The sequence below is a fragment of the Nocardia sp. NPDC004654 genome (assembly GCF_040609595.1).
Taxonomy (GTDB): domain Bacteria; phylum Actinomycetota; class Actinomycetes; order Mycobacteriales; family Mycobacteriaceae; genus Nocardia.
The window spans coordinates 1-25,359 of record NZ_JBEXKI010000015.1; the positions used below are offsets into that span (position 1 = coordinate 1).

General features: G+C 69.9%; 22 protein-coding genes. 9 read left to right on the plus strand and 13 right to left on the minus strand.

Annotation, left to right across the window (positions count from 1 at the left end):
• Positions 1–378: 378 nt before the first annotated feature.
• The 3 genes from bioD to ABZV58_RS34195 are packed head-to-tail and all read right to left on the minus strand — an operon-like array spanning position 379 to position 3,523.
• Positions 379–1,053 carry a dethiobiotin synthase gene (gene bioD, locus ABZV58_RS34185; protein ID WP_355004331.1) on the minus strand — a complete coding sequence of 225 codons (675 nt, stop codon included), beginning with the start codon at positions 1,051–1,053 and terminating at the stop codon, positions 379–381.
• Positions 1,050–2,204, minus strand: a complete 1,155-nt coding sequence (locus ABZV58_RS34190; protein WP_355004332.1) for an 8-amino-7-oxononanoate synthase — start codon at positions 2,202–2,204, stop codon at positions 1,050–1,052. The genes bioD and ABZV58_RS34190 overlap by 4 nt, the downstream gene beginning before the upstream one ends.
• A gap of 26 nt (positions 2,205–2,230) precedes the next feature.
• Positions 2,231–3,523 carry an adenosylmethionine--8-amino-7-oxononanoate transaminase gene (locus ABZV58_RS34195; protein WP_355004333.1) on the minus strand — a complete coding sequence of 431 codons (1,293 nt, stop codon included), beginning with the start codon at positions 3,521–3,523 and terminating at the stop codon, positions 2,231–2,233.
• Positions 3,524–3,663: 140 nt separating this feature from the next.
• Between ABZV58_RS34195 and ABZV58_RS34200 the strand changes: the two genes are divergently transcribed.
• Positions 3,664–4,602: a helix-turn-helix domain-containing GNAT family N-acetyltransferase gene (locus tag ABZV58_RS34200; RefSeq protein WP_355004334.1), complete on the plus strand. Its 939-nt coding sequence runs from the start codon at positions 3,664–3,666 to the stop codon at positions 4,600–4,602.
• 72 nt (positions 4,603–4,674) lie between these two features.
• Here ABZV58_RS34200 and ABZV58_RS34205 read toward each other — a convergent pair whose 3' ends face one another.
• Positions 4,675–5,118, minus strand: coding sequence for a MarR family winged helix-turn-helix transcriptional regulator (locus ABZV58_RS34205; RefSeq protein WP_355004335.1), 444 nt, complete (start codon positions 5,116–5,118; stop codon positions 4,675–4,677).
• 29 nt (positions 5,119–5,147) lie between these two features.
• Between ABZV58_RS34205 and ABZV58_RS34210 the strand changes: the two genes are divergently transcribed.
• The 3 genes from ABZV58_RS34210 to treY all read left to right on the plus strand — a co-directional run bounded on the left by ABZV58_RS34210 (position 5,148) and on the right by treY (position 10,325).
• Positions 5,148–5,681, plus strand: coding sequence for a cupin domain-containing protein (locus tag ABZV58_RS34210; RefSeq protein WP_355004336.1), 534 nt, complete (start codon positions 5,148–5,150; stop codon positions 5,679–5,681).
• 76 nt (positions 5,682–5,757) lie between these two features.
• The gene (gene glgX, locus ABZV58_RS34215) at positions 5,758–7,878 is read left to right on the plus strand and encodes a glycogen debranching protein GlgX (protein ID WP_355004337.1); all 2,121 of its coding nucleotides are present in this window, start codon (positions 5,758–5,760) and stop codon (positions 7,876–7,878) included.
• Positions 7,875–10,325: a malto-oligosyltrehalose synthase gene (treY, locus tag ABZV58_RS34220; protein WP_355004338.1), complete on the plus strand. Its 2,451-nt coding sequence runs from the start codon at positions 7,875–7,877 to the stop codon at positions 10,323–10,325. The genes glgX and treY overlap by 4 nt, the downstream gene beginning before the upstream one ends.
• On the opposite strand, the gene ABZV58_RS34225 is transcribed toward treY, so the two are convergent.
• From ABZV58_RS34225 to ABZV58_RS34240, 4 genes are all read right to left on the minus strand, one after another.
• Complete coding sequence (locus ABZV58_RS34225; RefSeq protein ID WP_355004339.1) at positions 10,278–11,585, minus strand: DUF2235 domain-containing protein; 1,308 nt, start codon at positions 11,583–11,585, stop codon at positions 10,278–10,280. The genes treY and ABZV58_RS34225 overlap by 48 nt on opposite strands.
• Positions 11,586–11,774: 189 nt before the next feature.
• Positions 11,775–12,590 (minus strand): methyltransferase domain-containing protein, encoded by an 816-nt coding sequence (locus tag ABZV58_RS34230; RefSeq protein ID WP_355004340.1) that lies wholly within the window; start codon positions 12,588–12,590, stop codon positions 11,775–11,777.
• A gap of 166 nt (positions 12,591–12,756) precedes the next feature.
• The gene (locus ABZV58_RS34235; protein WP_355004341.1) at positions 12,757–13,179 is read right to left on the minus strand and encodes a hypothetical protein; all 423 of its coding nucleotides are present in this window, start codon (positions 13,177–13,179) and stop codon (positions 12,757–12,759) included.
• A 37-nt stretch (positions 13,180–13,216) separates the two neighbouring features.
• Positions 13,217–13,573 (minus strand): nuclear transport factor 2 family protein, encoded by a 357-nt coding sequence (locus ABZV58_RS34240; RefSeq protein ID WP_141812651.1) that lies wholly within the window; start codon positions 13,571–13,573, stop codon positions 13,217–13,219.
• Between the two features lie 105 nt (positions 13,574–13,678).
• Between ABZV58_RS34240 and ABZV58_RS34245 the strand changes: the two genes are divergently transcribed.
• Complete coding sequence (locus ABZV58_RS34245) at positions 13,679–16,426, plus strand: AAA family ATPase (protein WP_355004342.1); 2,748 nt, start codon at positions 13,679–13,681, stop codon at positions 16,424–16,426.
• A 120-nt stretch (positions 16,427–16,546) separates the two neighbouring features.
• Here ABZV58_RS34245 and ABZV58_RS34250 read toward each other — a convergent pair whose 3' ends face one another.
• Positions 16,547–16,783: a hypothetical protein gene (locus tag ABZV58_RS34250; RefSeq protein ID WP_355004343.1), complete on the minus strand. Its 237-nt coding sequence runs from the start codon at positions 16,781–16,783 to the stop codon at positions 16,547–16,549.
• A gap of 87 nt (positions 16,784–16,870) precedes the next feature.
• Here ABZV58_RS34250 and ABZV58_RS34255 point away from each other — a divergent pair, with 87 nt between their 5' ends.
• Both ABZV58_RS34255 and ilvA read left to right on the plus strand, forming a co-directional pair.
• On the plus strand, positions 16,871–17,305 hold the full coding sequence (locus ABZV58_RS34255) for a nitroreductase family deazaflavin-dependent oxidoreductase (protein ID WP_355004344.1): 435 nt from the start codon (positions 16,871–16,873) through the stop codon (positions 17,303–17,305).
• Positions 17,306–17,368: 63 nt separating this feature from the next.
• Entirely contained in the window at positions 17,369–18,724 is a 1,356-nt protein-coding gene (ilvA, locus tag ABZV58_RS34260) for a threonine ammonia-lyase IlvA (RefSeq protein ID WP_355004345.1), read from the plus strand.
• Positions 18,725–18,847: 123 nt separating this feature from the next.
• Here ilvA and ABZV58_RS34265 read toward each other — a convergent pair whose 3' ends face one another.
• Positions 18,848–20,068, minus strand: coding sequence for a serine hydrolase domain-containing protein (locus ABZV58_RS34265; protein ID WP_355004346.1), 1,221 nt, complete (start codon positions 20,066–20,068; stop codon positions 18,848–18,850).
• Positions 20,069–20,152: 84 nt separating this feature from the next.
• Positions 20,153–21,898, minus strand: a complete 1,746-nt coding sequence (gene treZ, locus ABZV58_RS34270) for a malto-oligosyltrehalose trehalohydrolase (RefSeq protein ID WP_355004347.1) — start codon at positions 21,896–21,898, stop codon at positions 20,153–20,155.
• Positions 21,899–22,348: 450 nt separating this feature from the next.
• Between treZ and ABZV58_RS34275 the strand changes: the two genes are divergently transcribed.
• Positions 22,349–22,963: a methyltransferase domain-containing protein gene (locus ABZV58_RS34275; protein ID WP_355004348.1), complete on the plus strand. Its 615-nt coding sequence runs from the start codon at positions 22,349–22,351 to the stop codon at positions 22,961–22,963.
• Positions 22,964–23,116: 153 nt separating this feature from the next.
• On the opposite strand, the gene ABZV58_RS34280 is transcribed toward ABZV58_RS34275, so the two are convergent.
• The gene (locus tag ABZV58_RS34280) at positions 23,117–23,518 is read right to left on the minus strand and encodes a hypothetical protein (RefSeq protein ID WP_355004349.1); all 402 of its coding nucleotides are present in this window, start codon (positions 23,516–23,518) and stop codon (positions 23,117–23,119) included.
• A gap of 288 nt (positions 23,519–23,806) precedes the next feature.
• Positions 23,807–24,184 carry a serine hydrolase gene (locus tag ABZV58_RS34285; protein ID WP_355004350.1) on the minus strand — a complete coding sequence of 126 codons (378 nt, stop codon included), beginning with the start codon at positions 24,182–24,184 and terminating at the stop codon, positions 23,807–23,809.
• A gap of 190 nt (positions 24,185–24,374) precedes the next feature.
• Here ABZV58_RS34285 and ABZV58_RS34290 point away from each other — a divergent pair, with 190 nt between their 5' ends.
• Complete coding sequence (locus tag ABZV58_RS34290) at positions 24,375–25,301, plus strand: PaaX family transcriptional regulator C-terminal domain-containing protein (RefSeq protein ID WP_355004351.1); 927 nt, start codon at positions 24,375–24,377, stop codon at positions 25,299–25,301.
• The last annotated feature ends 58 nt before the right edge of the window (positions 25,302–25,359 follow it).

Sequence of the window (25,359 nt, forward strand, 5' to 3'; positions counted from 1 at the left end):
TGAAGAGCCGGAACCAAATTTCAAAATTTGGCACTGACATTCATCGACACACTATTGAGTTCTCAAAGAACACACGCACACACCATCTCCCGGGGATTCCCCCGATCAATCGGTGAGGCAACTTTTACAGCTTAGCGCGGCCAGTAACCCGAAACCAAATCGGGGTCCCAATCGAGCTAGTGTGACCGCCAGGCGCTCCTCGTACTACCTCGTTTCCCGGTCCACGCTCAGCCTTTCGGCTTGGCGTCTCGGCTCCGGGTCGGTGTCCGTGTCGCTCTGACTTGGATAAAGTTACGTAGCGATGAGCACGATGTCAAATCCGCTGGTAGAAGCGGTAAACCGACACTTAACGCGGAATGGACACGGCGAGACGCACGCTCAGCGGAGCGCGGACCACCCCGGAACGAACCATTCCGGCGCCGTCGCGACGAACCGCTCCTGATCCCAACTACCCGCGCCCGCCGGTACGACGCCGACAACGTCGACACCCGTCACGCGCGGAAGATCGGTCCGGTTGCATTCGGCGGCGAGATCCGGCTCAGCGGGCCATGCCCCGATCACCAGGCCGGCGCAGCGGACCCCCGCCGACTCCAGCGCACGGACGGTCAGCTCGCTGTGATTGAGGGTGCCGAGGCCCGCGGCCGCTACGACGACCACGGGCGCGTCGAGTTCACGCGCGAGATCCACCAGGGTGAACTCGCCGACCCGCACCAACAGCCCGCCCGCACCCTCGACCAAGGTGAGGTCCGCGTCGTCCAGCGAGCGCACGGCGGCGGCGGTCTCCTTCAGCGTCAGCAGCGGTTGGCCGCAGCGAAGGGCCGCGGTGTCCGGCGCGAGCGGCTCCGGGTAGCGGGCGAGTTCGAGCGTCTTGACCGGACCGGCCAGCCGCTCGACCTCGGCGAGGTCGCCGGGTTCGCCGGGCGCGATGCCGGTTTGGGCGGGCTTGCATACCGCGACCGACAGTCCCGCCGCGCGCGCCGTCGCGGCAAGCGCGGCGGTGACGACGGTCTTCCCGACATCGGTCGAGGTTCCGGTGACCAGCAACAGACTCACGCGGGCACCACGTCCAGTCCGCGCGCCTCGGCCAGCACCGAGCCGAGCACGTCGGCGATGGTGTCGAGCTCCGCGCCGGTGAGGTTGGCGCGGGCGGTGAGCCGCAGTCGCGAGGTGCCCTCCGGTACCGACGGCGGACGGAAGCAGCCGACGTCCAGTCCACGCGCGCGACATTCCTGGGCCGCGTCGTAGGCCACCTGCGCCTCGCCGAGCACCACGGAGACGACCGCCGAGTCCGGCGCGGGCACACCCGCGATCCGCGCGATGTCGGCCGCGCGGTCCAGCACACGCGTCGCCATCGCGGGCTCGCGGCGTAGTAGCCCGAGGGCCGCGCGGGCGGCGCCGACGGCGGCGGGCGCGAGACCGGTGTCGAAGATGAAGGTGCGCGCCGCGTCGATGAGGTGCGCGCGAACCCGTTCGCTGGCGAGCACCGCGCCGCCCTGGGCGGCGAAGGCCTTGGACAGCGTCGCGGTCACGACGACATCCGGCTCGCCCGCGAGGCCGAGTTCGTGGACGAGCCCGCGGCCTCCCTTACTCCGCACCCCGAGCCCGTGCGCCTCGTCGACGACGAGGACCGCGCCGTTCGCGCGGGTCACCCGGTGCAGCTCGGCCAGCGGGGCCAAGTCGCCATCGGCGCTGAAGACGGAATCGGTGAGAACGAGCGCGCGCTCCTCGGTGCGCGCGGCGAGCAGCCGGTGCACGGCCTCGACATCACAGTGCGGTGCGATCTCCACCCTGGCGCGGGAGAGGCGGCAGGCGTCGACCAGCGACGCATGACTGCCCGCGTCGGAGACGATCAACGCGCCGCGCCCCGCGAGCGCGGTGACCGCGCCGAGGTTGGCGGCGTAGCCGGAGGCGAACACGAGACCCGCCTCGGCGCCGACGAATTCGGCGAGTTCGGCTTCCAAGCGCTCGTGATCGGCGGTGGTCCCGGTGACCAGTCGCGAGCCGGTGGAACCCGCGCCCCAGCGCCGCACGGCCTCGATCGCGCCCTCGATCACCTCGGGGTGCTTGGTGAGGCCGAGATAGTCATTGGAGGCCAGATCGATCGACGGCGAGTGCGGATCCCGCGGCCGGAGCTCCCGGCGCAATCCGGCGGTCACCCGCTCTGCGGCCCGTTCGTCCAACCAGCTCAACGGATCGGTAGTCACAGCTCCGCAGCATACTTGAACACCGTTCAGGATGGGAGACCGGCCGGGATGTGCGCCGCGGCCGCCGCGCAAATTCCCGAGGTGATCGTGGCGACTTCCTCGGTGCCGCTGATGAACGGCGGCATGGTGTAGATGAGGTTCCGGAACGGCCGCAGCCAGACGCCTGCGTCGACCGCGGCCGCGGTGGCGGCGCGCATGTCGACCGACCGTTCGAGTTCGACGACGCCGATCGCGCCGAGCACCCGGACGTCCGCGACGCCGGGCAACTCCCGCGCGGGGGCCAAGCCCGCGACGAGTTCGGATTCGATCCGCGCCACCTCGCCACGCCAATCGCGCGAGAGCAGCAGCTCGATCGACGCGACGGCCACCGCGCAAGCCAGCGGGTTGCCCATGAAGGTGGGTCCGTGCATCAGCCCGCCGTGCGCCGCGCTGATGGTCTCGGCGATGCGCGCGGTGCACAGTGTCGCGGCCAGCGTCAGGTAGCCGCCGGTCAGCGCCTTGCCGACGCACATGACGTCGGGGGCGACGCCAGCGTGGTCGGCCGCGAACAACTCGCCGGTGCGACCGAAGCCGGTGGCGATCTCGTCGAAGACGAGCAGCACGTCGTTGGCGTCGCAGAGGCGGCGCAGGTCGGCGAGGTAGCGCGGGTCGTGCCAGCGCATACCGCCCGCGCCCTGGACGACCGGTTCCACGATGACGGCCGCGAGTTCGCCGGCGTGCGCGGTGATCGCGCGTTCCAGTTCGGCGACGTAGTCGGCGCGATGGTCGCGCGGCGGCGCCGCGACGAAGATCTGTTCGACGAGGACGTCGGTCCACAGCGAGTGCATGCCGCCCTCGGGGTCGCACACGCTCATCGGGGTGAAGGTGTCGCCGTGGTAGCCGCCGCGCCAGGTGAGCAGGCGCCGCTTCTCGGGTTTGCCGACACTGCGCCAATACTGCAGACACATCTTGGTGGCGACCTCGACCGAGACCGAGCCGGAGTCGCATAGGAAGACTTTCTCCAACCCAGCGGGTGTGTGCTCGACCAGCAGCTGGGACAGGCGCGCGGCCGGTTCGTGGGTGAGCCCGCCGAACATGACGTGGCTCATCCGCCGCGACTGCGCGAGCAACGCGGCGTCGAGCACCGGGTGCCGATAGCCGTGCACGGCCGCCCACCACGAGCTCATGCCGTCGACGAGTTCGCGGCCGTCGGCCAGGGTGAGCCGTGCGCCGGACGCCTCGGCCACCACGAGCGGCGGCGTCGAAGCCGGGAATCCGCCGTAGGGGTGCCAGACGTGTTCGGCGTCGATGGCGGTGATCTCGTCGGGGGTCAGTGCCACAGGAATTCCTCCCGGTTCGACGGGCTTGAACGGTGTTCAAGTTACCAGTCGAGCTCTGTCGATCCGACCGGAGTCCGGGAATTCTCCCGGCCGCGACCGATTCCGGATATTGTTTGACTCAGTCAACGATTGGAGCCCTCGTGACCGCCGTCCTTCCCACCGACATCGCCGCCGTGCGCGAGTTCAACCGCCATTACACGCGGGTCATCGGCGTGCTCGCCGAGGGACTCGTGGACACGGAGTTCTCCCTGACCGAGGCGCGAATCCTGTTCGAACTAGCGACCACCGGTTCCACCGAAGCGGTCCGGCTGCGCCGCGCGCTGGACCTGGACCCCGGCTACCTGAGCCGGATCCTGACCCGATTCAAGAACCGCGGGCTGATCGAGAGCGGGCGTTCCAGCAGCGACGCCCGCCGCCAAGAGGTCCGGCTCACCGACAAGGGACGGGCCGCCTTCGCGGTGCTGAACCAACGCTCCGGGGCCGACGTGGGCAAGCTGCTCGCGGCGCACCCACCCGGCGACCGGGCCCGGCTCGTCGACGCGATGCGCACCATCCAGCGCCTGCTCGACCGTCCGGCCGAACCCGCCGCGCGGCAGTTCACTTTGCGCGCGCCGCTGCCCGGCGACTACGGCTGGGTGATCCAGCGCAATGCCGCCTTGTACGCCGCGGAGTACGGCTGGGACGTCCGGTACGAGGCGCTGGTCGCCGAGATCGTCGCGAATTTCCTTGCCGGGCACGATGATCGACGCGAGCGCGCGTGGATCGCCGAGTGCGGCGGGGTGCCGGTGGGCTGCGTTTTCTGCGTAGCCGACAGCGAGACCACCGCCCGCCTCCGCCTGCTGCTCGTGGACCCGAGCGCCCGAGGGCTCGGCGTCGGCGCCGGGCTGGTCGCGGAATGCCTGCGCTTCGCGACGGAGGTCGGCTACCGCGAGATGGTGTTGTGGACCAACGACGTTCTCACCGCAGCGCGCCGCATCTACGAACGCGCGGGATTCGAGCTCGCCGAATCGGCGCCGCACCACAGTTTCGGCAAGGATTTGGTCGGCCAGACCTGGCGGCGGCCGCTCACTCCGGCGTAGTTCGCTCCGACACCGTGGCCTGCGGCTCGACAGTTCGACCGTCGCTACCGCGGACCCGATCACTCTGCCGACTTACGCCTCCCGCACATCGCTATCGATCAATCCCGGCACCCTGGCCAAAGACGTCCGCAGCGCTCGAAGTGCGTCGTCTCCGAGTTCGTCCGCGAGCATCCGCTCGATCCCCGCGATTCGGTCGGCGGCGAGAGCGAGCGCGCGGCGGCCCGCCGCGGTGGTGACGACGATTCGGGCGCGACGGTCGGCGGGATCGACCGTCCGCTCGACATAACCGCAGCGCTCGAGGTGCGTCACCAGCTCCCCCATCGACTGCTGGGTCATGCCCGCCGCCTCTGCCAAGGCCGTGACGCGCGAGCCTTCGGGATCCAGATGACGGAAGACGGCGTAGTGCGCCGGTCGCAGCTCGGGGTCGAGTTCGGCGCGTAGCTCACGGTTCAACGCCGTTTCGTAGGAACGGGTCGCCTGGACGAGCAGCTTCAGCAAGGTATCGACCGTTGACATAATACGAAGGTTACCTTTATATCTGAGTTATGCGCGATACCGTCCTCTCCTTCGCCAACGGCCATCGAGTCACCCTCGTCGATCGCGGGATCGACGAGCTGGGGCCGTACCTGCGACTGGAACACCTGGTGCGAAAGGTCGAGCGGCAGGCGGGACCGCACTGGCATCCCGTGCTGGCCGAGAGTTGGACCGTGCGGGAAGGCTGCCTGCGGTTTCGCGTCGACGGCGTCGAGATCGTCGCCGATCCCGGCGACACGGTGACCGCCCCGCCGCGCGCCGTGCACGAGTTCTGGAGCGAGGCCCCCGACACTCGGTTCGAGCACGAGATCCGCCCGCCGCTGCGGCACTGGGAGATGTTCCGGCTCTGGCGTGCTCTCGACGCGGCGGGCAAGACCACCGCGGGACGGGTTCCGCGCGACCCGCTGGCGCTGGCGCTGCTGTGGGACTACCAGGACGGTTACCTCGCGGGCATCCCCGCTCGGCCGCAACGCGCACTGCTCGGCGGGCTGGCGCGGGTCGCGCGGCGGCTCGGTTACGAGCGCCGCTGGTTGTCCGCTGAATGAGAGGGGCACGCAGTGTCGCGGCGAGGAGTACGGCCGTGCGCCGACCCGGCAAATGCCTCACGCTACTGTCGTTGCCATGGCTCAGCCCGACGCAGCGCCCGGTGAGGTGACCCCATTAGGTGTCTGGCCAGGCACCGCCTACCCTCTCGGGGCGACCTACGACGGCGCGGGCACCAACTTCTCGGTCTTCTCCGAGATCGCCGAATCCGTCGAGCTGTGCCTGATCGCCAAGGACGGCGGCGAGACGAGAATCGCGCTCGACGAGGTGGACGGCTACGTCTGGCACGCCTACCTGCCGACGATCGGCCCCGGTCAGCGCTACGGCTTCCGCGTGCACGGTCCCTACGACCCGGACCGCGGTCTGCGCTGCGATCCGAGCAAACTGCTGCTGGACCCGTACGGCAAGGCCTTCGACGGCGAGTTCGACAACGACCCCTCCCTCTATACCCACGGCCTGGATTCGCTGGGCCACACCATGACCGGCGTCGTCATCAACCCGTTCTTCGACTGGGGCGCCGACCGCGCGCCGAACCGGCCCTACCACGAGACGGTCATCTACGAGGCGCACGTCAAGGGCATGACGATGACGCACCCCGAGGTGCCGGAGGAACTGCGCGGCACCTACGCGGGCATCGCGCACCCGGCGATCGTCGAGCATTTGAAGAACCTCGGCATCACCGCGATCGAACTGATGCCGGTGCACCAATTCCTGCACGACCGGGTGCTGCTCGACCAGGGCTTGCGAAACTACTGGGGCTACAACAGCTTCGGCTATCTGGCGCCGCACAACGAGTACGCGGCGAGTCCGCGCGGCGGCGCGGCGGTGACCGAGTTCAAGGCGATGGTGCGCGCGCTGCACGCCGAGGGTATCGAGGTGATCCTCGACGTGGTCTACAACCACACCGCCGAGGGCAACCACCTAGGACCGACGCTGGGCTTCCGCGGTATCGACAACGCCGCGTATTACCGTCTGCTGGACGGTGATCCGGGCCGCTACATGGATTACACCGGCACCGGCAACAGCCTCAACGTCCGGCATCCGCACACCTTGCAGCTGATCATGGACTCGCTGCGGTACTGGATCCTGGACATGCACGTCGACGGTTTCCGCTTCGATCTGGCCGCCACCCTGGCCCGCGAACTGCACGACGTGGACCGGCTGTCCACGTTCTTCGATCTGGTGCAACAGGATCCGGTGGTCAGCCAGGTCAAGCTGATCGCCGAGCCGTGGGACGTCGGCGAGGGCGGCTACCAGGTGGGCAACTTCCCCGGGCTGTGGACGGAGTGGAACGGCAAGTACCGCGACACCGTCCGCGACTACTGGCGCGGGGAACCGGCCACCCTGGGCGAGTTCGCCTCTCGGCTCGCTGGTTCCTCGGATCTGTACGAAGCCACCGGCCGCAGGCCGAGCGCCAGCATCAATTTCGTCACCGCGCACGACGGTTTCACGCTGCGGGACCTGGTGTCCTACAACGAGAAGCACAACGATGCCAACGGTGAGGGCAATCGCGACGGCGAGAGCTACAACCGGTCGTGGAACTGCGGCGTCGAGGGCCCGACCGACGATCCGGAGATCAACGCCCTGCGCGCCAAACAGACCCGCAACATGCTGGCCACGCTGGTGCTGAGCCAGGGCACCCCGATGCTGGCCCACGGCGACGAGATGGGCCGCAGCCAGCTGGGCAACAACAATGTGTACTGCCAGGATTCGCCGCTGGCCTGGATGGACTGGTCGCTGGCCGAGACCAACGCCGATCTGCTCGCGTTCACCCGCTCGGTCATCGCGCTGCGCACCGAGCATCCCGTCTTCCGCCGCCGCAGATTCCTCGCGGGACAACCGATTCGCGCCAAGGACCGAGCCGGCGACATCGCCTGGCTGACGCCCGCCGGTGCGGAGATGACCGCCGCGGACTGGGAGAGCGGTTTCGCCAAAGCGCTCATGGTCTATCTGAACGGCCAGGGCATTCCCGAGCCGGGACCGCGCGGTGAACGCATCACCGACGATTCGTTCCTGCTGTGCTTCAACGCCCACGACTCGGCCCTCGATTTCGCCTTGCCCGGCACCGATTACGGAGGACCGTGGACGGTGGCGCTGGACTGCTCGTCGGCCGACGGCCGAGCCGAGGCCACCTATCCGGCCGCCGCCACGATCTCCGTCCCTGCCCGTTGTCTGCTCGTCCTCCGCTGCCCCGCATGACCGACACGCACATGACCGCATCGAACGCACCGATCGAGACACACCACACCGACCCCATCGCCCGCGGGCGAGCACTCGCGCGGCAGACCACCGTGCGCAGCACCTACCGGCTGCAACTGCGCCCCGACGCGCTCACCTTCGCCGACGCCAGAGCGATCGCGGAATACCTTCAGCAGCTCGGCATCTCGCACCTGTACCTGTCGCCGATCCTGACCGCGACGCACGGGTCGACGCACGGCTACGACGTCACCGATCCCAGCACCGTCTCGGCGGCGCTCGGCGGCCCGCTCGGGCTCAAGGCGCTCTCCGACGAGGTGCGCACCAGGGGCATGGGACTGATCGTGGACCTGGTGCCCAACCACGTCGGTGTCGCCGATCCGCGGCAGAACCCGTGGTGGTGGGACGTGCTGCGCAACGGCAAGGATTCGCCGTTCGCGCGGTTCTTCGACATCGACTGGAGCCCGGGCAACGGCGCGGGCGGCCGGCTGGCGCTGCCGGTGTTGCAGAGCGAGAACGATCCCGCCGCGCTGACCGTGGATCGCTCCGGCCCGGAACCGATGCTGGCGCTGCACGATCTGCGTTTCCCGATCGCGCCGGGCACCGACGGCGACAACGCGCTGCGCATCCACGACAAGCAGCACTACCGCCTGGTGAGCTGGAAAGCCGGACTCTGCACCTACCGGCGGTTCTTCGCGGTGAGCAGCCTGGCGGCGGTGCGACAGGAGGACCCGGAGGTCTTCGACCTCACCCACCGCGAACTCGCGGCCTGGTGCGAACACGACCTGATCGACGGCGTCCGGGTGGATCATCCGGACGGATTGTCCTATCCCGCGGCGTATTTGAGCCGCCTGCGCCAGCTGATCGGCCCGCAGCGGCTGCTGCTGGTGGAGAAGATCCTGGCCAACCGTGAACCGCTGGATGCGACGCTGCCCATCGACGGCACCACCGGCTACGACGCGCTGGCCGGTCTCGGCGGCGTGCTCATCGATCCCGACGGCGAACAGACGCTGACCGAGCTGTCGCGGCGCTTCGCCGGACACGGCAGCGACCGCGCCTGGATCGGCGAGACCGAGCACCGGATCAAACGCGCCGTCGCCGAAAGCATTCTGGCGCCCGAGATTCGGCGGCTGGTCGGCGCGATCAAACGCGACGCGCGAGCGGACAGCTTCGACACGATGGCGCTGACCAACGCCACCATCGAGGTGCTCGCCTTCATGCCGGTCTACCGCGCCGACTACGCGCCGCTGGCCGGCATGACCGGTGCGGTGATCGCCGAGGTGGAGAAGCGCAACAGCGAGCTCACCGCGCCGCTGAACGTGCTGGTGAGCGCGCTCGCCGCCGACGCGGAGGCGGCCGCCCGTTTCCACCAGGTGTGCGGCGCGATCACCGCGAAGGCCGTCGAGGACACCATGTTCTACCAGGCGGCCCGGCTGGTCTCGCTACAAGAGGTGGGCGGCAATCCGGCCCGATTCGGCCACTCGCTCAACGAGTTCCATCTCGCCAACGTCGAACGCGCGCAGCGCTGGCCCGCCACGATGACCACGCTGTCCACCCACGACACCAAGCGCGGCGAGGACGTGCGCGCCAGGATCGGGGTGCTCTCCCAGGTCGCGAGGACCTGGGCTCGGTCGGTCGAGACCTGGATGGACAAGACGCCCGCACCGGACGGCGCGACGGCGCTCTTCCTGTTGCAGAACATGTTCGGCGTCTGGCCCGCCGACGGCCGCCCGGCCTCCTCGGTGCCGGGACTGCGCGAGCGGCTGCACCTGTTCGCCGAGAAGGCGATGCGCGAGGCGGGCACCCGCACCTCGTGGGAGGAGCCGGACGGCGAGTTCGAGGCGGCCGTGCACGCGTGGATGGACGCGGTGATCGACGGACCGGTCGGCGCGGAGCTCAGCGATCTGGTGCACGATCTGGCGCCGCACGCCTGGTCGGACGCGTTGTCGCAGAAGCTGCTTCAGCTGTGCGGTCCGGGTATCCCCGACCTGTACCAGGGCTGCGAGCTGTGGGAGGACTCGCTGGTCGACCCGGACAACCGCCGCCCCGTCGACTTCCCCGCGCGCACCGGCATGTTGCAATCGCTCACCGGCACACCGGCTTTGGACACCTCCGGCGCGGCGAAGATGTGGATCGTCGCCTACGCGCTGTGGCTGCGCAGGGAGCGCCCCGACTGCTTCGTCGGCGGCGCCTACCTGCCGCTGTTCGCCACCGGTGAGCAAGCCGCCCGGCTGGTGTCCTACGCGCGCGCCCGAGTCGGCGAGGCGCCCGAGGTGATCGTCGCGGCCACCAGGCACAGCGTCGGCCTCACCGACACCGGCTGGGGCGATACCGCGCTCGACCTGCCGCAGGGCAACTGGACCGACCGGCTCACCGGCCACACCTTCCAGGGCAGGGCGCGCCTAGAGAAGCTGTTCGCTCGGCTCCCCGTCGCCCTGCTGGTGCGTTGAGGCATCGAGCGGGCTGATCTTTTCGATCAGCTCGGCCGGGAACTCGCCGCCCAGGTCCTCCTGCCAGCGCCGCAGGTTGTAGGGCCGGTATTCGCCCTTGTCGTGCACCGTCGAGGCGAGCAGGACGCCGTTGTCTGTCTCCACCCGCAGGCGGCGCAGGGAGTTCCAATAGAACCGCGCCCGCAGCGGGCTTCGGAGGGTCCGCACCACGTTCAGCAGGGTGTAGCCGGGCCCGCACGACTTGTGCCGCTCCATGTGGTTCTCCTGCCCCGCGCACTTGGCCGAAAGCTCCTCGAGCAGTTCGGTGTTGAACGCGAGGCCCTCGGCCTCCGCCTCGGCGACCATCCAGCGCAACGTGATGTCGGACAGCCCGCACTGGGCGTAGCCGCCGCCGATGTCGCTGTGCACGCCCTCGAACCAGACCTGCTTGACGCGGTCGGCCTTGCGGTCCTTGATCCGGCGATATTTGATGCCGAGTTCGACCGGCACCTCCCAGAGGCAGGGCTCGAAGTTGCGCCGCCGTTCGTCGATGGCGAGGGCTTGTCGTGCGCACAGCACCCGTGGCGAGAGCTTGACGTCGTGGAAGCGGTGCCGCCACGAGGTCAGGCCGGGGACGCCGAGCGCGCCGACGGTGTCGAACACGCCGATGAAGTCGATGACCCGCCTGCGATGGCTGTGCTCGCGACGGAAGTCGCGCAGGTGCTGGTCGGTGGGCGGCGTGCGCCACCACATCGGCCTCTTGCGGCCGCGGCGGCGGTACATCTTGAAGGCCTTCGGGTAGTGCCCGGCGATCATCGAGCCGGGTTTCATGATGCCGATGCAGTCGATCAGGCCGACCAGGCTGCGCGCGGTGTACGCGCCGCGGCTGAAGCCGAAGATGTAGAGCTCGTCGCCGGGCTCCCAGTTGACGGCGATCTGCCAGTAGGCGGCGGACAGGTTCGCCTCCAGACCCAAGCCGAAGGCGCCGCCGAACAGCCGGTCGGCGGTGAAACCCCGTGCGCCGGGCCCGGATACGTAGATCACGTGCTGGCGGATCGGCTGCCCGTCGGGGCCCGCGGCCTCCATGCGGACGGTCTGTGCGATTTTGACGATGTTGGATACCGTGCTGCTGTTCTCGGCTTTCCACGTGCCGTCGCAACACACCACCAGGCGTTTCATGGCGAAATTCTCCCCTCGAATTCGCGTCGGAAACCCGCGTACTGGACTACTCGAATCATCGCCCCCGCGCCCGACCCCGTTAATGAAAACGCTGTCTTTCAATGCGTTTCGACGAAGATACCCCGGTCGATCCGGAATTTTTCGCGTGCCCGCTACGCGGAGCCGAGCCGGGTCGCCTGACACAGCGCCGCTGTCGCCGACCTCTTCCGACGACGAGGGCCGCTTTCCCGAAGAGCGACGACATCGCGCCGACAGTAGTTATCCGTCGCTATATCCGAAGACGCGACACGGTCACGGCTTGTGGGCGAGCACCGCGAACATCGTCACCGACAGGTGGAAATCACCACGCTCGATGCCCGCGTCCAGGTCGGCGAGAAACCGCTCGAACTCCTCGGCGGTGACGGTGCCGTATCTCGACGCTTGCTCGTTCATCTGCTGGTAAAGCGGTCGCGCGGTCACCGGATCCCAGATCACCGCCTCGGATCCCTGATCGTCGATGACGAGGCCCTGGCCCGCCAGCAGTCCGCGCAGCCTACGGCCGGACGCGGGGTTGGGGACGTCCGCGAGCATCGCGGTGCCGAGCGCCTCGACGACGGCCGGATCGCCCGGGTGGGTGATGGCGGTGTACCAGTCGCTGTCGATCAGCAGGACCCGGCCGCCGGGGCGCAGCACCCTGGCGATTTCGGCGGTGGCCGCGGCGGGATCGTCGAGATGCTGGTAGACGCGCTCGCAGCGGACCGCGTCGAAGGACGCGTCCGGAAACGGCAGGTGATAGACCGAGCCGTGCACGAACCGCGCGGACGACCCGGCGGCCTCGGCCCGCCGCCGCGCGATGGCCAGCATCGCGGGGTTCGGATCCAGGCCGACCGCCGCGCCCTCGGCGCCCACCCGCTCGGCGAAGACCAGCGCCTCCGATCCGGTGCCCGCCCCGATGTCAAGGGTCCGCTCCCCCGCGCGGACCGCGAGCGCCTCGTGCGCCCACTGCCGCATCCGGCGGATGCCGGGCAGGTCGGCCTGCAAGTCGAGGATCTCGATCAGCTCATCGATCCGATCGGCGTCGATCCGATCCGAGTGAAAAGACGGAGCTTCCACAGGTCCCTCTGTCATGCGTCCGACGCTACCCGCCTCGACGCCCGTCCTTCCGGATCCGAAACCCTCGCTGATCTGCGCGGCTATCGTCTTCGAGGCGTGTGCGGACGCACAAGGCGACGGCCCCGGCGGGTCGCCGGGGCCGTGCGGTGGTCGATGCTGTTGTCGGAGAGAAGGTTCGGCGTCACCGAGTCTTGCGCAGACCCAGGTACTGGAGGGCCGCGAAGCCGCCGACCGTCGCGGCCTGCATGACCGTCCAGACCGAGCCGACGATGTTCAGGTCGAGCGCGCCCTCGGCAAGCGCGGCCAGGCTGACCAGGACCCAGGCGGCGTTCAGGCCGATCACCGCGCGGGCGGCGACGGGGTTGATCGACTTCGTCGACCCGATCACCGCGACGCCGAGGCCGTAGAGGGTGAGGAAGACGCCGATCGCGAGGCCGAGGCCCCGGTCGAGGCCGAGCAGCGACTCGAGCGGGCCGGACAGGGCCAGGTAGGCGATTCCGTTCGCTCCGGTGATCACCGCGTCCAAGCGCAGCGAGGTCCGCAGCAGCTTGTCGCCGGGGGCGAGCAGGGTGGACAGGTAACCGGGGGCGGTGGTGGTGGTCATGACGAATCTCTTTTCTGGATAGCGATTTTCGGGAGGATCAGGCGGCGGCGGGGACCTTGTCGAGGAAGCCGTACACGTCGGCGATGCGGCCCTGGTCGAGCACCGCGACGTCGAAGCCGACCACCAGCGCGGGACCGTCGGCCGGACCCAGCTCCCAGGTGAAGCGCACCTGGTCGTGGTGTCCGTCGACCGGGCCCGCCAAGCGGAACACCATGCCGGGGAACTGCGCCTGCACCGCGGCGATCCCCGCGTCCAGCGCCTCGCGCCCGGTGACGGCCATGAGCGGGTCGACGTAGCGCGGCTCGTCGGTGAAGACCCGGGCGATGGCGGCCGAGCGGGCGGCGGCGTCGGTGGTGTTCCAGATCTCCAGGTACTGCGCGACCAGGTCGTTCATCGTTGTCTCCCTTGTATTTCCCTGCGCTGTGTTGCGCTGTGAGAACAAGGTATGGGGGGGCGAGGGGTCGCCGAATCAGTCACCTATAAGTACTTTCCGCGACCGATGACCTACATACCGCGACCGATGACCTACGTACCGCACGTCGGTGACCGATACGGTGAACGGATGCTGCACGGACGCGAGGCCGAACAGGCCCGCATCGATCGACTGCTCGCCGACGCACGGGCGGGGCGCAGCGGCGTCCTCGTGCTGCGCGGCGAACCGGGTATCGGCAAGACTGCGCTACTCGATTACGCTGCGGCACAAGGTATTCCGTCGGTGCGCAGCGCGGGTGTCGAGTCGGAGGCCGAGCTGCCCTTCGCTGGACTGCACCTGATGGTCCGGCCCGGCATGGCGCTGGCGGACACGCTGCCCGAGCGACAGCGCGCGGCGTTGCTCGGCGCGTTCGGGCTCGGGGCGCAGGAACCCGGCGACCGGCTGCTCATCGGCTTGGCGGTGCTCTCGCTGTTGGCGGAGGAGGCGGCCGACGGACCGCTGCTGTGTCTGATCGACGACGCGCACTGGCTGGACCGCGCGACCGCGGAGACTCTGCTCTTCGCCGCGCGCCGCCTGGACGCGGAAGGCGTCGCGATGATCTTCGCGACCCGCGCGGGCGCGAACGATTTCCCGGCGCCCGGTCTGCCGGAGCTGCTCGTGCCCGCGCTGCGCCAGGACGCGGCCGCCGCGCTGGTGGACGCGGACGCACCGGATCTCGCCCCCGCGCTGCGCTACCGGCTGCTCACCGAGGCGGGCGGCAACCCGCTGGCACTGCGCGAACTTCCCGCGGTGCTGGCCGCCGAGTCCGCCGACTCCGGGCCGAATCCGCTGCCGCTCACCCAGCGGCTTCAGGTCGCCTTCCACGGCCGGGTCAGCAGGCTGCCCGAAGCAACGCGGACCCTGCTGCTGATCGCCGCCGCGGCGGGCGCGGCCGAGATCGATCCGGTGCTGCGGGCGGCGGCGACCCTCGGCGCCGGTCCCGCCGATCTACAGCCCGCCGAGGACGACGACCTGGTGCACACCGACGGCCGCACGCTCACCTTCCGTCATCCGCTGCTGCGTTCGGCGATCTATCAGGGCGCGCCGCTCGCCCAGCGGCTCGCCGCGCACGGCGCGCTCGCCGCGACGCTCACCGCACCCGAGGACGCCGACCTGCGCGCCTGGCATCTGGCTTCGGCCGCCACCGGCCCGGACGAAGCCATCGCCGCCGCACTGGCCGCTACCGCCGATCGGGCGCGCGCCCGCAACGGCTATCACGGCGCGGTGGCCGCCTACGAGCGCGCGGCCACGCTCAGCACCGACCTCGCGGCGCGGGTGGGCAGGCTGGTGCTCGCCGCCGAAACCGCGGGCGAGACGGGCATGTACGAGCTGGCGGACCGGCTGGCCGAGCGCGCGGTGACACAGACCGCCGACCCGCTGCTCGCCGCGCGCCTCGACCTGGTTCGCGGCCTCGCGGAATTCGGTGCGGGCAAACGACTTCCGGCGCACCGGCGGCTGGTCGCGGCGGCCGACTCGGCGCCAGGGGAACCGCTGCTCGCGGCGCGCATCCTGATGGTCGCGATACACACCGCGTGGTATCTGGGCGCCGACGAACTCGACGAAGTCACCCGGCGCCTGGCCACACTGCCGCTGCCCCAAGACGATTCGCTGGCGCACACCACCGCGTACGTGCTCGACGGCGTGCACGGGCGGTTCCACGTCGACCTGCGCGCGGCGGCCGACAAGGCCCGCGCCACGGGCGCGGACGTGCGCGACCTGGTGCAGTTGTCCGGCGTCGGTCTCGTGGTCGGACAGGACGAGCAGGTGGCGGAACTGGCGGACGAGTTGGTCGCGACATGTCGCGACGAGGGCAGGATCGGCCCGCTGCCGACGCTGCTGTTCTTCCACTCCGAAGCCGAGTGCTTCCTCGGCCGACCGCGCGAGGCGCTGGTCATCGCGACCGAAGGGGCGCGAATCGCGCAAGACACCGGGCAGGACCATTGGGTCGGCCAGCTCTCGGCCATGCTCGCCTATCTGGCGGCCCTCGCTGGCCGGGAAGCGGACTGCCGCGCGGCGGCCGAGCACGCGCTGGCCGAGCGGTTCGGCGGCGCCGACGCGCCGGGCGCCAGCTGGGCACACGCGGCGCTCGGCATGCTCGATCTCGGGCTCGGCCGGGTGGACAGCGCTATCGCACGGCTCGAGTCGCTGACCGAGGAACCGTCCCGGCACATGGTCATCGGACTGCGCTCGCTACCCGATCTCGTGGAAGCGGCGGTGCGGCTCGGGGATCCGGCCCGGGCAGGCGACGCGCTGGACCGGCTCGAGCACTGGGCCGCGGCCTCGCGCCAGGATTGGGTCGCCGCGCTCGCCGCACGCGCTCGCGCCCTGCTCGGTCCGGACGCGGAGGCCGAGGAGCATTTCCGCGCCTCGCTCGAGCTCGGTGGCCGTCCGTTCGAGCGCGCCCGCACGCAGCTGCTCTTCGGGGAGTGGCTGCGCCGCAACCGCCGCAAGGTGGACGCCAGGAGTCAGCTGCAACCGGCGTTGGAGATCTTCGAGCGCTTGGACGCCGCGCCGTGGGCCGAGCGCGCCCGCGTGGAACTCGGCGCGCTCGGCGTCGGGGCCGCGGCTCGGGCCGGATCGGGGATGCTCGCCGCGCTCACCCCGCAGGAATTGCAGATCGTGCGGCTCGCGGCGCAGGGAATGACAAATCGGGACATCGCCGCGCAGCTGTTCCTGAGCCCGCGGACGGTCGGCCATCACCTGTACAAGGCGTATCCGAAGCTCGGTGTCGTCTCGCGCGGGGAACTGGCGGCGTTGCCGTTGGGCGGGGACTGATTCGTAGCGGCGGAGACGCCGATCGAGCCAGGTACTCACCGGGCGTGGACCACCGAGACCGATGCGCCACCGACAGCCGAACTCGATCGAGAGCGGAGAGCTACCGCGGGCGCCGCGCGATCAGTGCGTGGCCAGCTCCCGGGGGCGGCGGATCGCAGTCCCCCGCCGCGCCGTCACGTGACCGACGGTCCAGCGCAGAGCCGCGACCGCGGCGGCGGCCAGCACGGCGACCTGCGGGACGCCGGTGATCAGCAGGAGCAGCGCACCGGCCACCAGCCCGGCGGCCAGCGCCTCGAGCTTGTACACGGGCCACGGGGTGCCCGCGATGTCCACGCTGGTGGGGTGAGCCGTTGCCATGCCATCAGGATATACGGAAGGTGAATTTCGGGCCACCGAACATTTCCGCCCGGGAACACCGGTAGCCGGTGCGGTGTTGCCGCTCGTATGCCACTTTCCGGAGAGTACGCACCGAGCACATCCGACTGGGCCCGTAAGCAGGCGGAGACCTACGAGAAGTCCGGCGGTACCAAGGGCACGTCGATGATGGGCAAGCCCGTCATCCTGCTCACCACCAAGGGCGCCAAGACCGGGAAGCTCCGCAAGACCCCGCTGATGCGGGTGGAGCACGACGGCGAGTACGCCGTAGTCGCCTCACTGGGCGGCGCGCCCAAGCACCCGGTCTGGTACTACAACATCAAGGCCGAACCGCACGTCGAACTGCGCGACGGCGAGGTCAGCAAGGACTACACCGCGCGCGAGGTCTTCGGCGAGGAGAAGCGGGTGTGGTGGGACCGCGCCGTCGAGGTGTGGCCCGATTACGCCAACTATCAGACGAAGACGACCCGCCAGATCCCCGTTTTCGTGCTCACCCCGCGCTGATCCGACAAGCGAGCGCCCCACCCGCCGCGCACTTGCGTCGCGGCGGGTGGCAGCATATTTCGAGTGTCCAATCCGCTTGATGTGATCGATCACTTGTCCGCCGCCCGTCCCGCACTGAGCGCGGACGAGATCGATGCCGCCGCCAAGCGAATTGCCGACATTATCGACCCGACCCCGCTCCAGCTCAGCCCGCGGCTATCCGCGCTGACGGGCGCGCAGGTCTACCTCAAGCGCGAGGACCTCTCCGCCGTGCGCTCCTACAAGCTGCGCGGGGCCTACAACCTCATCGTCCAGCTCAGCGCCGAGGAGCGGGCCGCGGGCGTTGTCGCCGCCAGCGCGGGCAACCACGCCCAGGGCGTCGCCTACGCCTGCCAGGCCATGGGCATCACCGGCCGCATCTACGTGCCGACCACCACCCCGAAGCAGAAGCGCGACCGGATCCGGGTGCACGGCGGCGAGTTCGTCGAGCTGATCGCGGTCGGCGAGACCTACGACGCCGCCGCGGCGGCCGCGGCCGCCGACGTCGAGCGCACCGGCGCGACCATGGTTCCCCCGTTCGACGACCCGCGCACCGCCGCGGGCCAGGGCACCATCGCCGCCGAGATCCTCGAGCAGCTCGGCGCCGCGCCCGACCTCGTGGTCGTTCCGGTGGGCGGCGGCGGCTGCCTGGCCGGTGTCGGCACCTACCTGCGCGAGCGCGCGCCGCAGACCGGCATCCTCGGCGCCGAACCGGCGGGCGCGGCCTCGATGACCGCGGCACTGGTCGCGGGCGGACCGGTGACGCTGCCGGAGATCGACCCGTTCGTCGACGGCGCCGCGGTGCGCAGGATCGGCGCGGTGCCCTACGCCGCGGTCGCGGGCTTCGGCGGGCGGGTCGTCTCGCACGGCTCGCTGCCGTTACTGACCGCGACCGAATCCCGCAACGGCGCAGGCGCTTTCCGTCTGCTCCAGGTCGACGAGGGCGCGATCTGCACCACCATGCTCGACCTGTACCAGAACGAGGGCATCATCGCCGAACCCGCGGGCGCGCTCGCGGTGGCCGCGCTCGCCGAGGTCGACGTCACGCCGGGCTCGACGGTGGTGTGCCTGGTGTCGGGCGGCAACAACGACGTCTCGCGCTACGGCGAGATCATCGAACGCTCGCTGGTGCACCGCGGCCTGAAGCACTACTTCCTCGTCGACTTCCCGCAGGAGCCCGGCGCGCTGCGCCGCTTCCTCAACGAGGTGCTCGGCCCGGACGACGACATCACCCTGTTCGAGTACGTCAAGCGCAACAACCGGGAGACCGGGGCCGCGCTGGTCGGCATCGAACTCGGCACGCCGGACGGTCTGGAGTCGGTGCTGGAGCGGATGGCAGCCTCCCCCATCCAGTGCGAGCGGCTGGAGCCCGGTTCACCGGCGTACCGGTATCTGACCTGACACCCTGCCCCGCTCTGTCCGCTCCAGAGCGGGGACGGCCGGTCGCTCGCGGCGGTCGGCCGACCACACCGGCTCGCGCGCGGGCCGACCGTCGTTCCATTCGCCGACGCGAAGCCGCGTCGGTCAGGCCGCCGCGTCGCGCGTCTCGTCGAGCGTGACCCGCCGGGTGGCGCGCAGGCAGTTGAGGATCAGCGGCAACAGCCACATGGCCGAGAACTGGTCCACGCCCAGCTGACCGGCCGAGAGCCGGTTGTGCACGAAACCGACCGAGAGGCCCATGCGCGGTTCGGCCCAGCCGAACGAGCCGCCGAGCCCGATGTGGCCGAGGCCGCCGCGAGCGCCGGGCATCGGCAGCGAGTGGTAGCCGAGATGCCACATCATCGGCGCGTAGAACAGCGCGTGGTCGAGGCGGTAGGTGCGCACCTTGCTCAGTTCCCTGATCGTCGCGGGTGACAGGAACGGCAGGCCGCCCGGCGTCCGACCGCTCGCGACCGAGCCGTACATGGTGGCGAGCGCGGACGCGGTGGCCACGCCGTTGCCCGCGGGCAGTTCGGTGCGCAGGATCGACGGTCCGTCGCCCTCCAGGATGGCGTGCAACCCGGGCAGGAACAGGCAGCGGGTCGCCGCGCCCAACGCACCGGGAATGAGGTGGCTGCGGCCGAGCAAGAGGGCGCCGAGCGGTTTGCCGAGCAGGCTGAGCTGGCTGCCCGCCAGCGGCGCGTACACGGTGGCCGACTCGGCGGGCGGCAGACCCAGGTGCAGCCCGTCGATGCCGAGCGGCTCGGACACCTCGGTGCGGAACAACTCGCCCATGCTCTTGCCGGTGATCCCGCGGGCGATGCCCGCGAGCAGCCAGCCGTAGGTCAGCGCGTGATAGGTCGGCACGCCGAGTTTTCGATCGGGTTTGGCGGCGGCCAGGCGCCGCTCCATGAGCTCGTGGTCGAGGATGTCGTCGGGGCTCTTCGCGATCGGCGCCAGCGCCGAGAGGCCCGCGCTGTGCGTCATCACCTGCCGCACCGTGATGCCGCCCTTGCCGTTGGCGGCGAACGCGGGCCAGTACTCGGCGACGGGAGCGTTGTAGTCGAGCAATCCGCGGTCGGCCAACCGGTGGATGACGGTGGCGGTGATGCCCTTGGTCGCGGAGAAGATGATCGAGCCGGTTTCGCGGGTCCAGACCCCCTCGCCCGCGGTGCCGGTGCAGATGTCGACAAGGGGTTCGCCGTTCAAATGCACCGCCAACGCGCCACCCGCGCCGCGACGATTTCCGAACGCCCTGGTGAAAGCGCGTACCAGCGGTCCGAATTCGGCGGCGGCGCTGCCGCTGACTGAAGCCACGTTGCTCATCACTCCACGGTAATGGCGACGGACAAACCGGGCAATGGGCCTGTCCCGGACAGTTGGCGGACCGTTACCCGGGATTCGGTGCGGTCACGGCGCTTTCGCGGCCGGGGGCGAGTCGGCGAGCAGCGCGAACGAGTGCGCGGGAATCGTTGTGCCCGTTGGCCCTTCGGTCGGCGGCTCCCAGGACAGCAGCGAGAACCCGGTTACCGGCACCCGCACCGGGTCTTCGGAGAGGTTGCACACCAGGTGCAGCGTCCCGCGGTGCAGTACGAGCCATCGGGACCATTCATCGTAGTCCACCCGTACGTGCGGCAGCGACGAATCGGTGAGATCCGGGTGCGCCCTGCGGATCGCGAGCAGGGCCCGGTAACAGGCGAGCAGCCTGGCCCGGGCGGGATCGGCGAGTTCGGACCAGTCCAGCTTGGATCGGTGGAAGGTGGCGGGGTCCTGCGGGTCGGGCACGTCCTCGCTGGGCCAGCCGTGCTCGGCGAACTCCTCCTTGCGTCCGGCCGCGGTGGCCGCGCCGATCTGCGGGTCGGTGTGCGACGTGAAGAACTGAAACGGCGTGCGCGCGCCCCATTCCTCGCCCATGAACAGCATCGGGGTGTACGCCGAGCACAGCACCAGCGCCGCCTTGACGGCGAGCTGGCCGTCGGTCAGGTAGGCGCTCGGCCGGTCGCCCAGCGCCCGGTTGCCGACCTGATCGTGAGTGCAGGTGTAGGCGAGCAGCGCCGAACCGGGGACCACGGAACGATCCAGCGGGCGACCGTGGACGCGGCCGCGGAAGCTGGAGAACGTGCCCGCGTGGAAGAAGCCGTGCGTCAGCGTCCGTGCCAGACAGGCCATCGAACCGAAATCGGCGTAGTAGCCCTGCCGCTCGCCGGAGACCGCGGCGTGCACGGCGTGGTGCAGGTCGTCGTTCCACTGCCCGGTCAGCCCGTGGCCGCCTGCCGCGCGCGCCGTGATCAGCCGCGGGTCGTTGAGATCGCTCTCCGCGATCAAGGTCAGCGGCCTGCGCACGTGCGCGGCGAGGCGTTCGGTCTCGGCGGCCAGCTCGGCGAGCAGATGGGTGGCGGTGCGGTCGACCAAGGCGTGCACCGCGTCCAGCCGCAGCGCGTCGATGTGGAAGTCGCGCAACCAGCGCAGCGCGTTGCCGATGATGTAGCGGCGCACCTCGTCCGAGGCCGGACCGTCCAGGTTGAGGCTGAGCCCCCACGTGTTGCGGCCTTCGGTGAGATAGGGACCGAAGCGGGGCAGATAGTTGCCGGACGGCCCGAGGTGGTTGTAGACGACGTCGAGGCAGACCGCCAAACCGCGCCTGTGACAGGCGTTCACGAACCGTTGCAGCCCGTCCGGCCCGCCGTAGCTCTCCTGCACCGCGTACCAGAGCACGCCGTCGTAGCCCCAGTTGTGGGTGCCGTCGAAGGCGTTGACCGGCATCAACTCCACCACGGTGACGCCCAGGTCGACGAGGTGGTCCAAGCGTCCGATCGCCGCGTCGAAGGTGCCCTCGGGAGTGAACGCGCCGATGTGCAGTTCGTAGAAGACCGATCCCGCCAGCGGCCGTCCGGTCCAGTCCCGGTCGGTCCACCCGCCCGGATCCAGGGTGTGCAGCGCGGAGCGTCCATGCACGCCGTCCGGCTGACGGGCCGAGCGCGGGTCGGGCAGCACGGTGGGATCGTCGTCGAGCAGGTATCCGTACCGCGCGCCGTCGGCCGCGTCCCGCTCGACGCGCCACCAGCCGTCGGCGGAGCCCCGCATCGGGTGCACGTCGCCGTCGAGCTCGAGCCGCACCGTGCCGGCCTTGGGCGCCCACACCTCGAAGACAGTCACCGCGCCAGCATCGCACGTTGGGCGATACCGGCTCATCCCGGCGAGGCCGCCGCCGAACGGCACCGGCGCGGCGTCCGTCGAGCGGCACCGGCGCGGCGAGCAGCACCGGCGCGGCGAGCAGCACCGGCGCGGCGAGCAGCACCGGCGCGGCGAGCAGCACCGGCGCCCATCGAGCGGCATCGGCGCGGCGCCCATCGAGCGCACTGGGGCCGGTCCTTCGAAACGGAGTGGGCCGTGCCCCTCGAACACATCGGCGCCAGGCCCGCCGAACACACTGACGCCAGGCCCGCCGAACACACTGACGCCGGGTCCGTCGAGCGCACTGGCGTCGGTCCTCCGAGCGCACTGGCGTCGGTCCTCCGAGCGCACTGGCGTCGGTCCTCCGAGCGCACTGGCGTCGGTCCTCCGAGCGCACTGGCGCAGCGGCACTCGGGCTGCCAGAGTGAACGCGTGGGACTGTACGAGAATCAGGTCGTGCCCCGGCTGGTGGAATTCGCCTGCGGCATGCGGATCAACGAACCGCAGCGGCAACGGGCGTGTGCCGGTCTGCACGGCCGGGTGGTGGAGATCGGCTTCGGCTCCGGGCTCAACGTGCCGTTCTATCCGGACACGGTGCGGTCGATCAGCGCGGTGGAACCGGCGGATCTGGGCTGGAAACTGGCGGGCAAGCGCCTGGAACGGGCACCGGTGCCGATCGAGCGTGCCGGGCTGGACGGCCAGTCGCTGCCGTTCCCGGACAACACTTTCGACTCGGCGCTGTCGACCTGGACGATGTGCACCATCCCGGATGTGGCGACCGCGCTCGCGGAAGTGCGCCGGGTGCTGGTGCCGGGTGGGACGTTCCATTTCGTCGAGCACGGGCTCGCGCCGGACGCCAAGGTCCAGGCCTGGCAGCACCGGCTCAATCCGATCCAGAAGACGATCGCGGGTGGGTGCAACCTCGATCGCGACATCCTCGGCTTGGTGCGCGCCGCCGGGTTCGAGGTCCGCGACGTGGACGTGTTCTACGGCGAGGGACCGAAGTTCCTCGCAGCGCTGACACTCGGCGTCGCGGTCTCGGCGTAAGCGTTCCTCCGCCTTCGCTCGACCATGCGCCGGGCTTTCCACAGACTCCGTCCGGCAGCGCTTGTTCGGCGGAAGTACGCCCGCCAGCGCCGATCAGCGCCTGGACGCGGCCGGTCGACGGATCGACCGACCGCGCACGGCGCGAGCTACGCCTCAGTGGATTTCGACGTGCAGCGTGTAGCTGGCGTTGCCACGGGTCGGCGCGACGAGCACGCGGTAGAGGCCGTCGTAGGGCAACACGATCTCGGTGGCGGTCTCCTCGACGACCAGCACCAGGCCGTCCGGGGCGGAGATGCTGAAGTTCACGTTGTCCTCCAGCGCGACGATCGCGGTGTAGAGCAACTGCCCACCGCGCGCCTCGAGCAGGTAGCTGTCCGCGTCGCCGCGCACGACCGCTCCGTCCACGGTCGCCTCGCTGGCGCCCGGCGCGAACTCGATTTCCGTATACACCCCGGCCTGCGCGGCGCCCGCGCCCGCGACGGCGAACACGAGGGTGGCCGCCAGGGCGGTGAGCGCGAGGAGTGCGGCACGGAAGGGGCGGAGGATCGTTGCCATGATCGTTGTCCTGTGGTGAGAGGGGAATGTCGAACGCCGCCAAGTCTTCCCACGGCGGCTTGTCGTCGGCTGAAGACGCGGTTAAAGCGCCGGTCACACGCTTGTTCCGCGGGGCGACCGGGTAGATCGTACGGCGGGGTTCCGCAACCGGTCCTCGGCATCTCGATCTTCGCCCTGGGCACTTCGGAACTCACCTCGGCGGACACGCCGCCAACCCTGGCTTCTCCATTCCCCCTGCTGGACTGCCGATCTCGGGCTTCGCGCAGGCGACCGGCGACCGGCCCCCGTTCAGTTCCCGGCGAACTGCTGGAGCAGGGTGAATCCTGCTCGGTCGACCGAAGCGGTGGCGGCTGAGAGCACCACGACTCCGGCATGGGCGGCGCGGTCGAAACCCATGAAGGAACGGAAGCCACCGGTTCCGCCGTTGTGCCAGGTGATCGTCTGCCCCCGGTGCCGCACAGTCAGCCATGCCGCACCGATCCGGATCGGCCGCCCCGCCGTCTGCGGGACCGGTTCGAGCCCGCCGATCCCCGGTGCGCTGCCGTCGAGTATCGCGGCGGTCAGACGCGACATGTCACGGATCGAGGCACGGATACCGCCCGCAGGTGCCACCGCCTCACCCGCCCACGGCTGCCGCGGCCGACCGAAAGGGCCCCGACCTTCCACCGCAGACGACCGTTTCCGTCACCCGACACAGAACTCGACTGTCGTGAAAGACACCTCTGACGCCGAACACCCTCGTGTCGCTGCCGTCGAGGCCGACGGGCGGTGTCGGCGAGTGGGCGCACGATCCATGCAGGTCATTTTCAAAACTATCGTTCCCAGTTCGAACGATGAATGGAGATAGGCTAACCATATGCCTGGAGAGCGTGTGGAGGAGACGGTCGAGATTCCGACCAGGGTGTTGGTGGAGAGCATGATCCGCGAGGACGCGACCATCGATGCCGGTGAGTTGTACGCGGTGGCCAACGCACTGGGAATGTCGGATCAGCAGGTCCGTCTGCATATCAGGCGTTTGGTCGCCGACGGGCTGATCACCCAGGAGGGGCGAGGACGCAAGGCCTCGTTGCGGGTCGGCGCCGAGATGCAGAGTTCGATCGGGCCGGATGTCGAGTTCGTGCGCTTCATGTACGACCAGGACCGCGGCCAGGCCGAGTGGGACGGTGTCTGGCATCTGGTCGGCTTCGCTGTTCCCGAAACGCGACGTGCCGATCGTGATGCCGTGCGCGACGGCATCGTTCGCCTGGGCGGCGCCGCGATCCAGGGCGGCCTCTACGTCTCGCCGAACGCCTGGGAACCCTACATCGACACCCTGGCGGACCGGCTGGACATCGGCGAGTACCTGACGCGGCTCACCACGACAGACCTGCGCGTCGGCGACCTGGACTCCCCCCGGCGGATCGCCGCACGGCTGTGGCCGCTGGACAAGATCGCGGCCGGGCACGAGCGACTGCTGGGCGTGGCGCGCGCTCGCCTCGACCGGCTGACCGGTCCAGCCGAGCTGTCACAGTCGGAGGTACTGACCGTGCTCGTCGAACTCGCCGCCGAATTCACCAGGGCCACCGAGTACGACCCGCTGCTGCCCCCGCAACTGCTGCCCCAGCCCTGGCCGGGCACGCGAGCCCGGGCGGTCCTGGCCACTTGCTGGGCGCGACTGATGCGTTACGACCTCGATTCCTGGCCCCGGATGTTCCAGCACTACTCCGAAGTCATCCGGCACGCCGCGGCAGACGCCAGCTCCGCCGACGGGATCGGCACAGCCGACGGCGGAATCCAGCACTGAGTGAAGCCGAGGATCACCCACCGCCCCGCCCCTGGCCGATGATCATCCGGCGTGACCG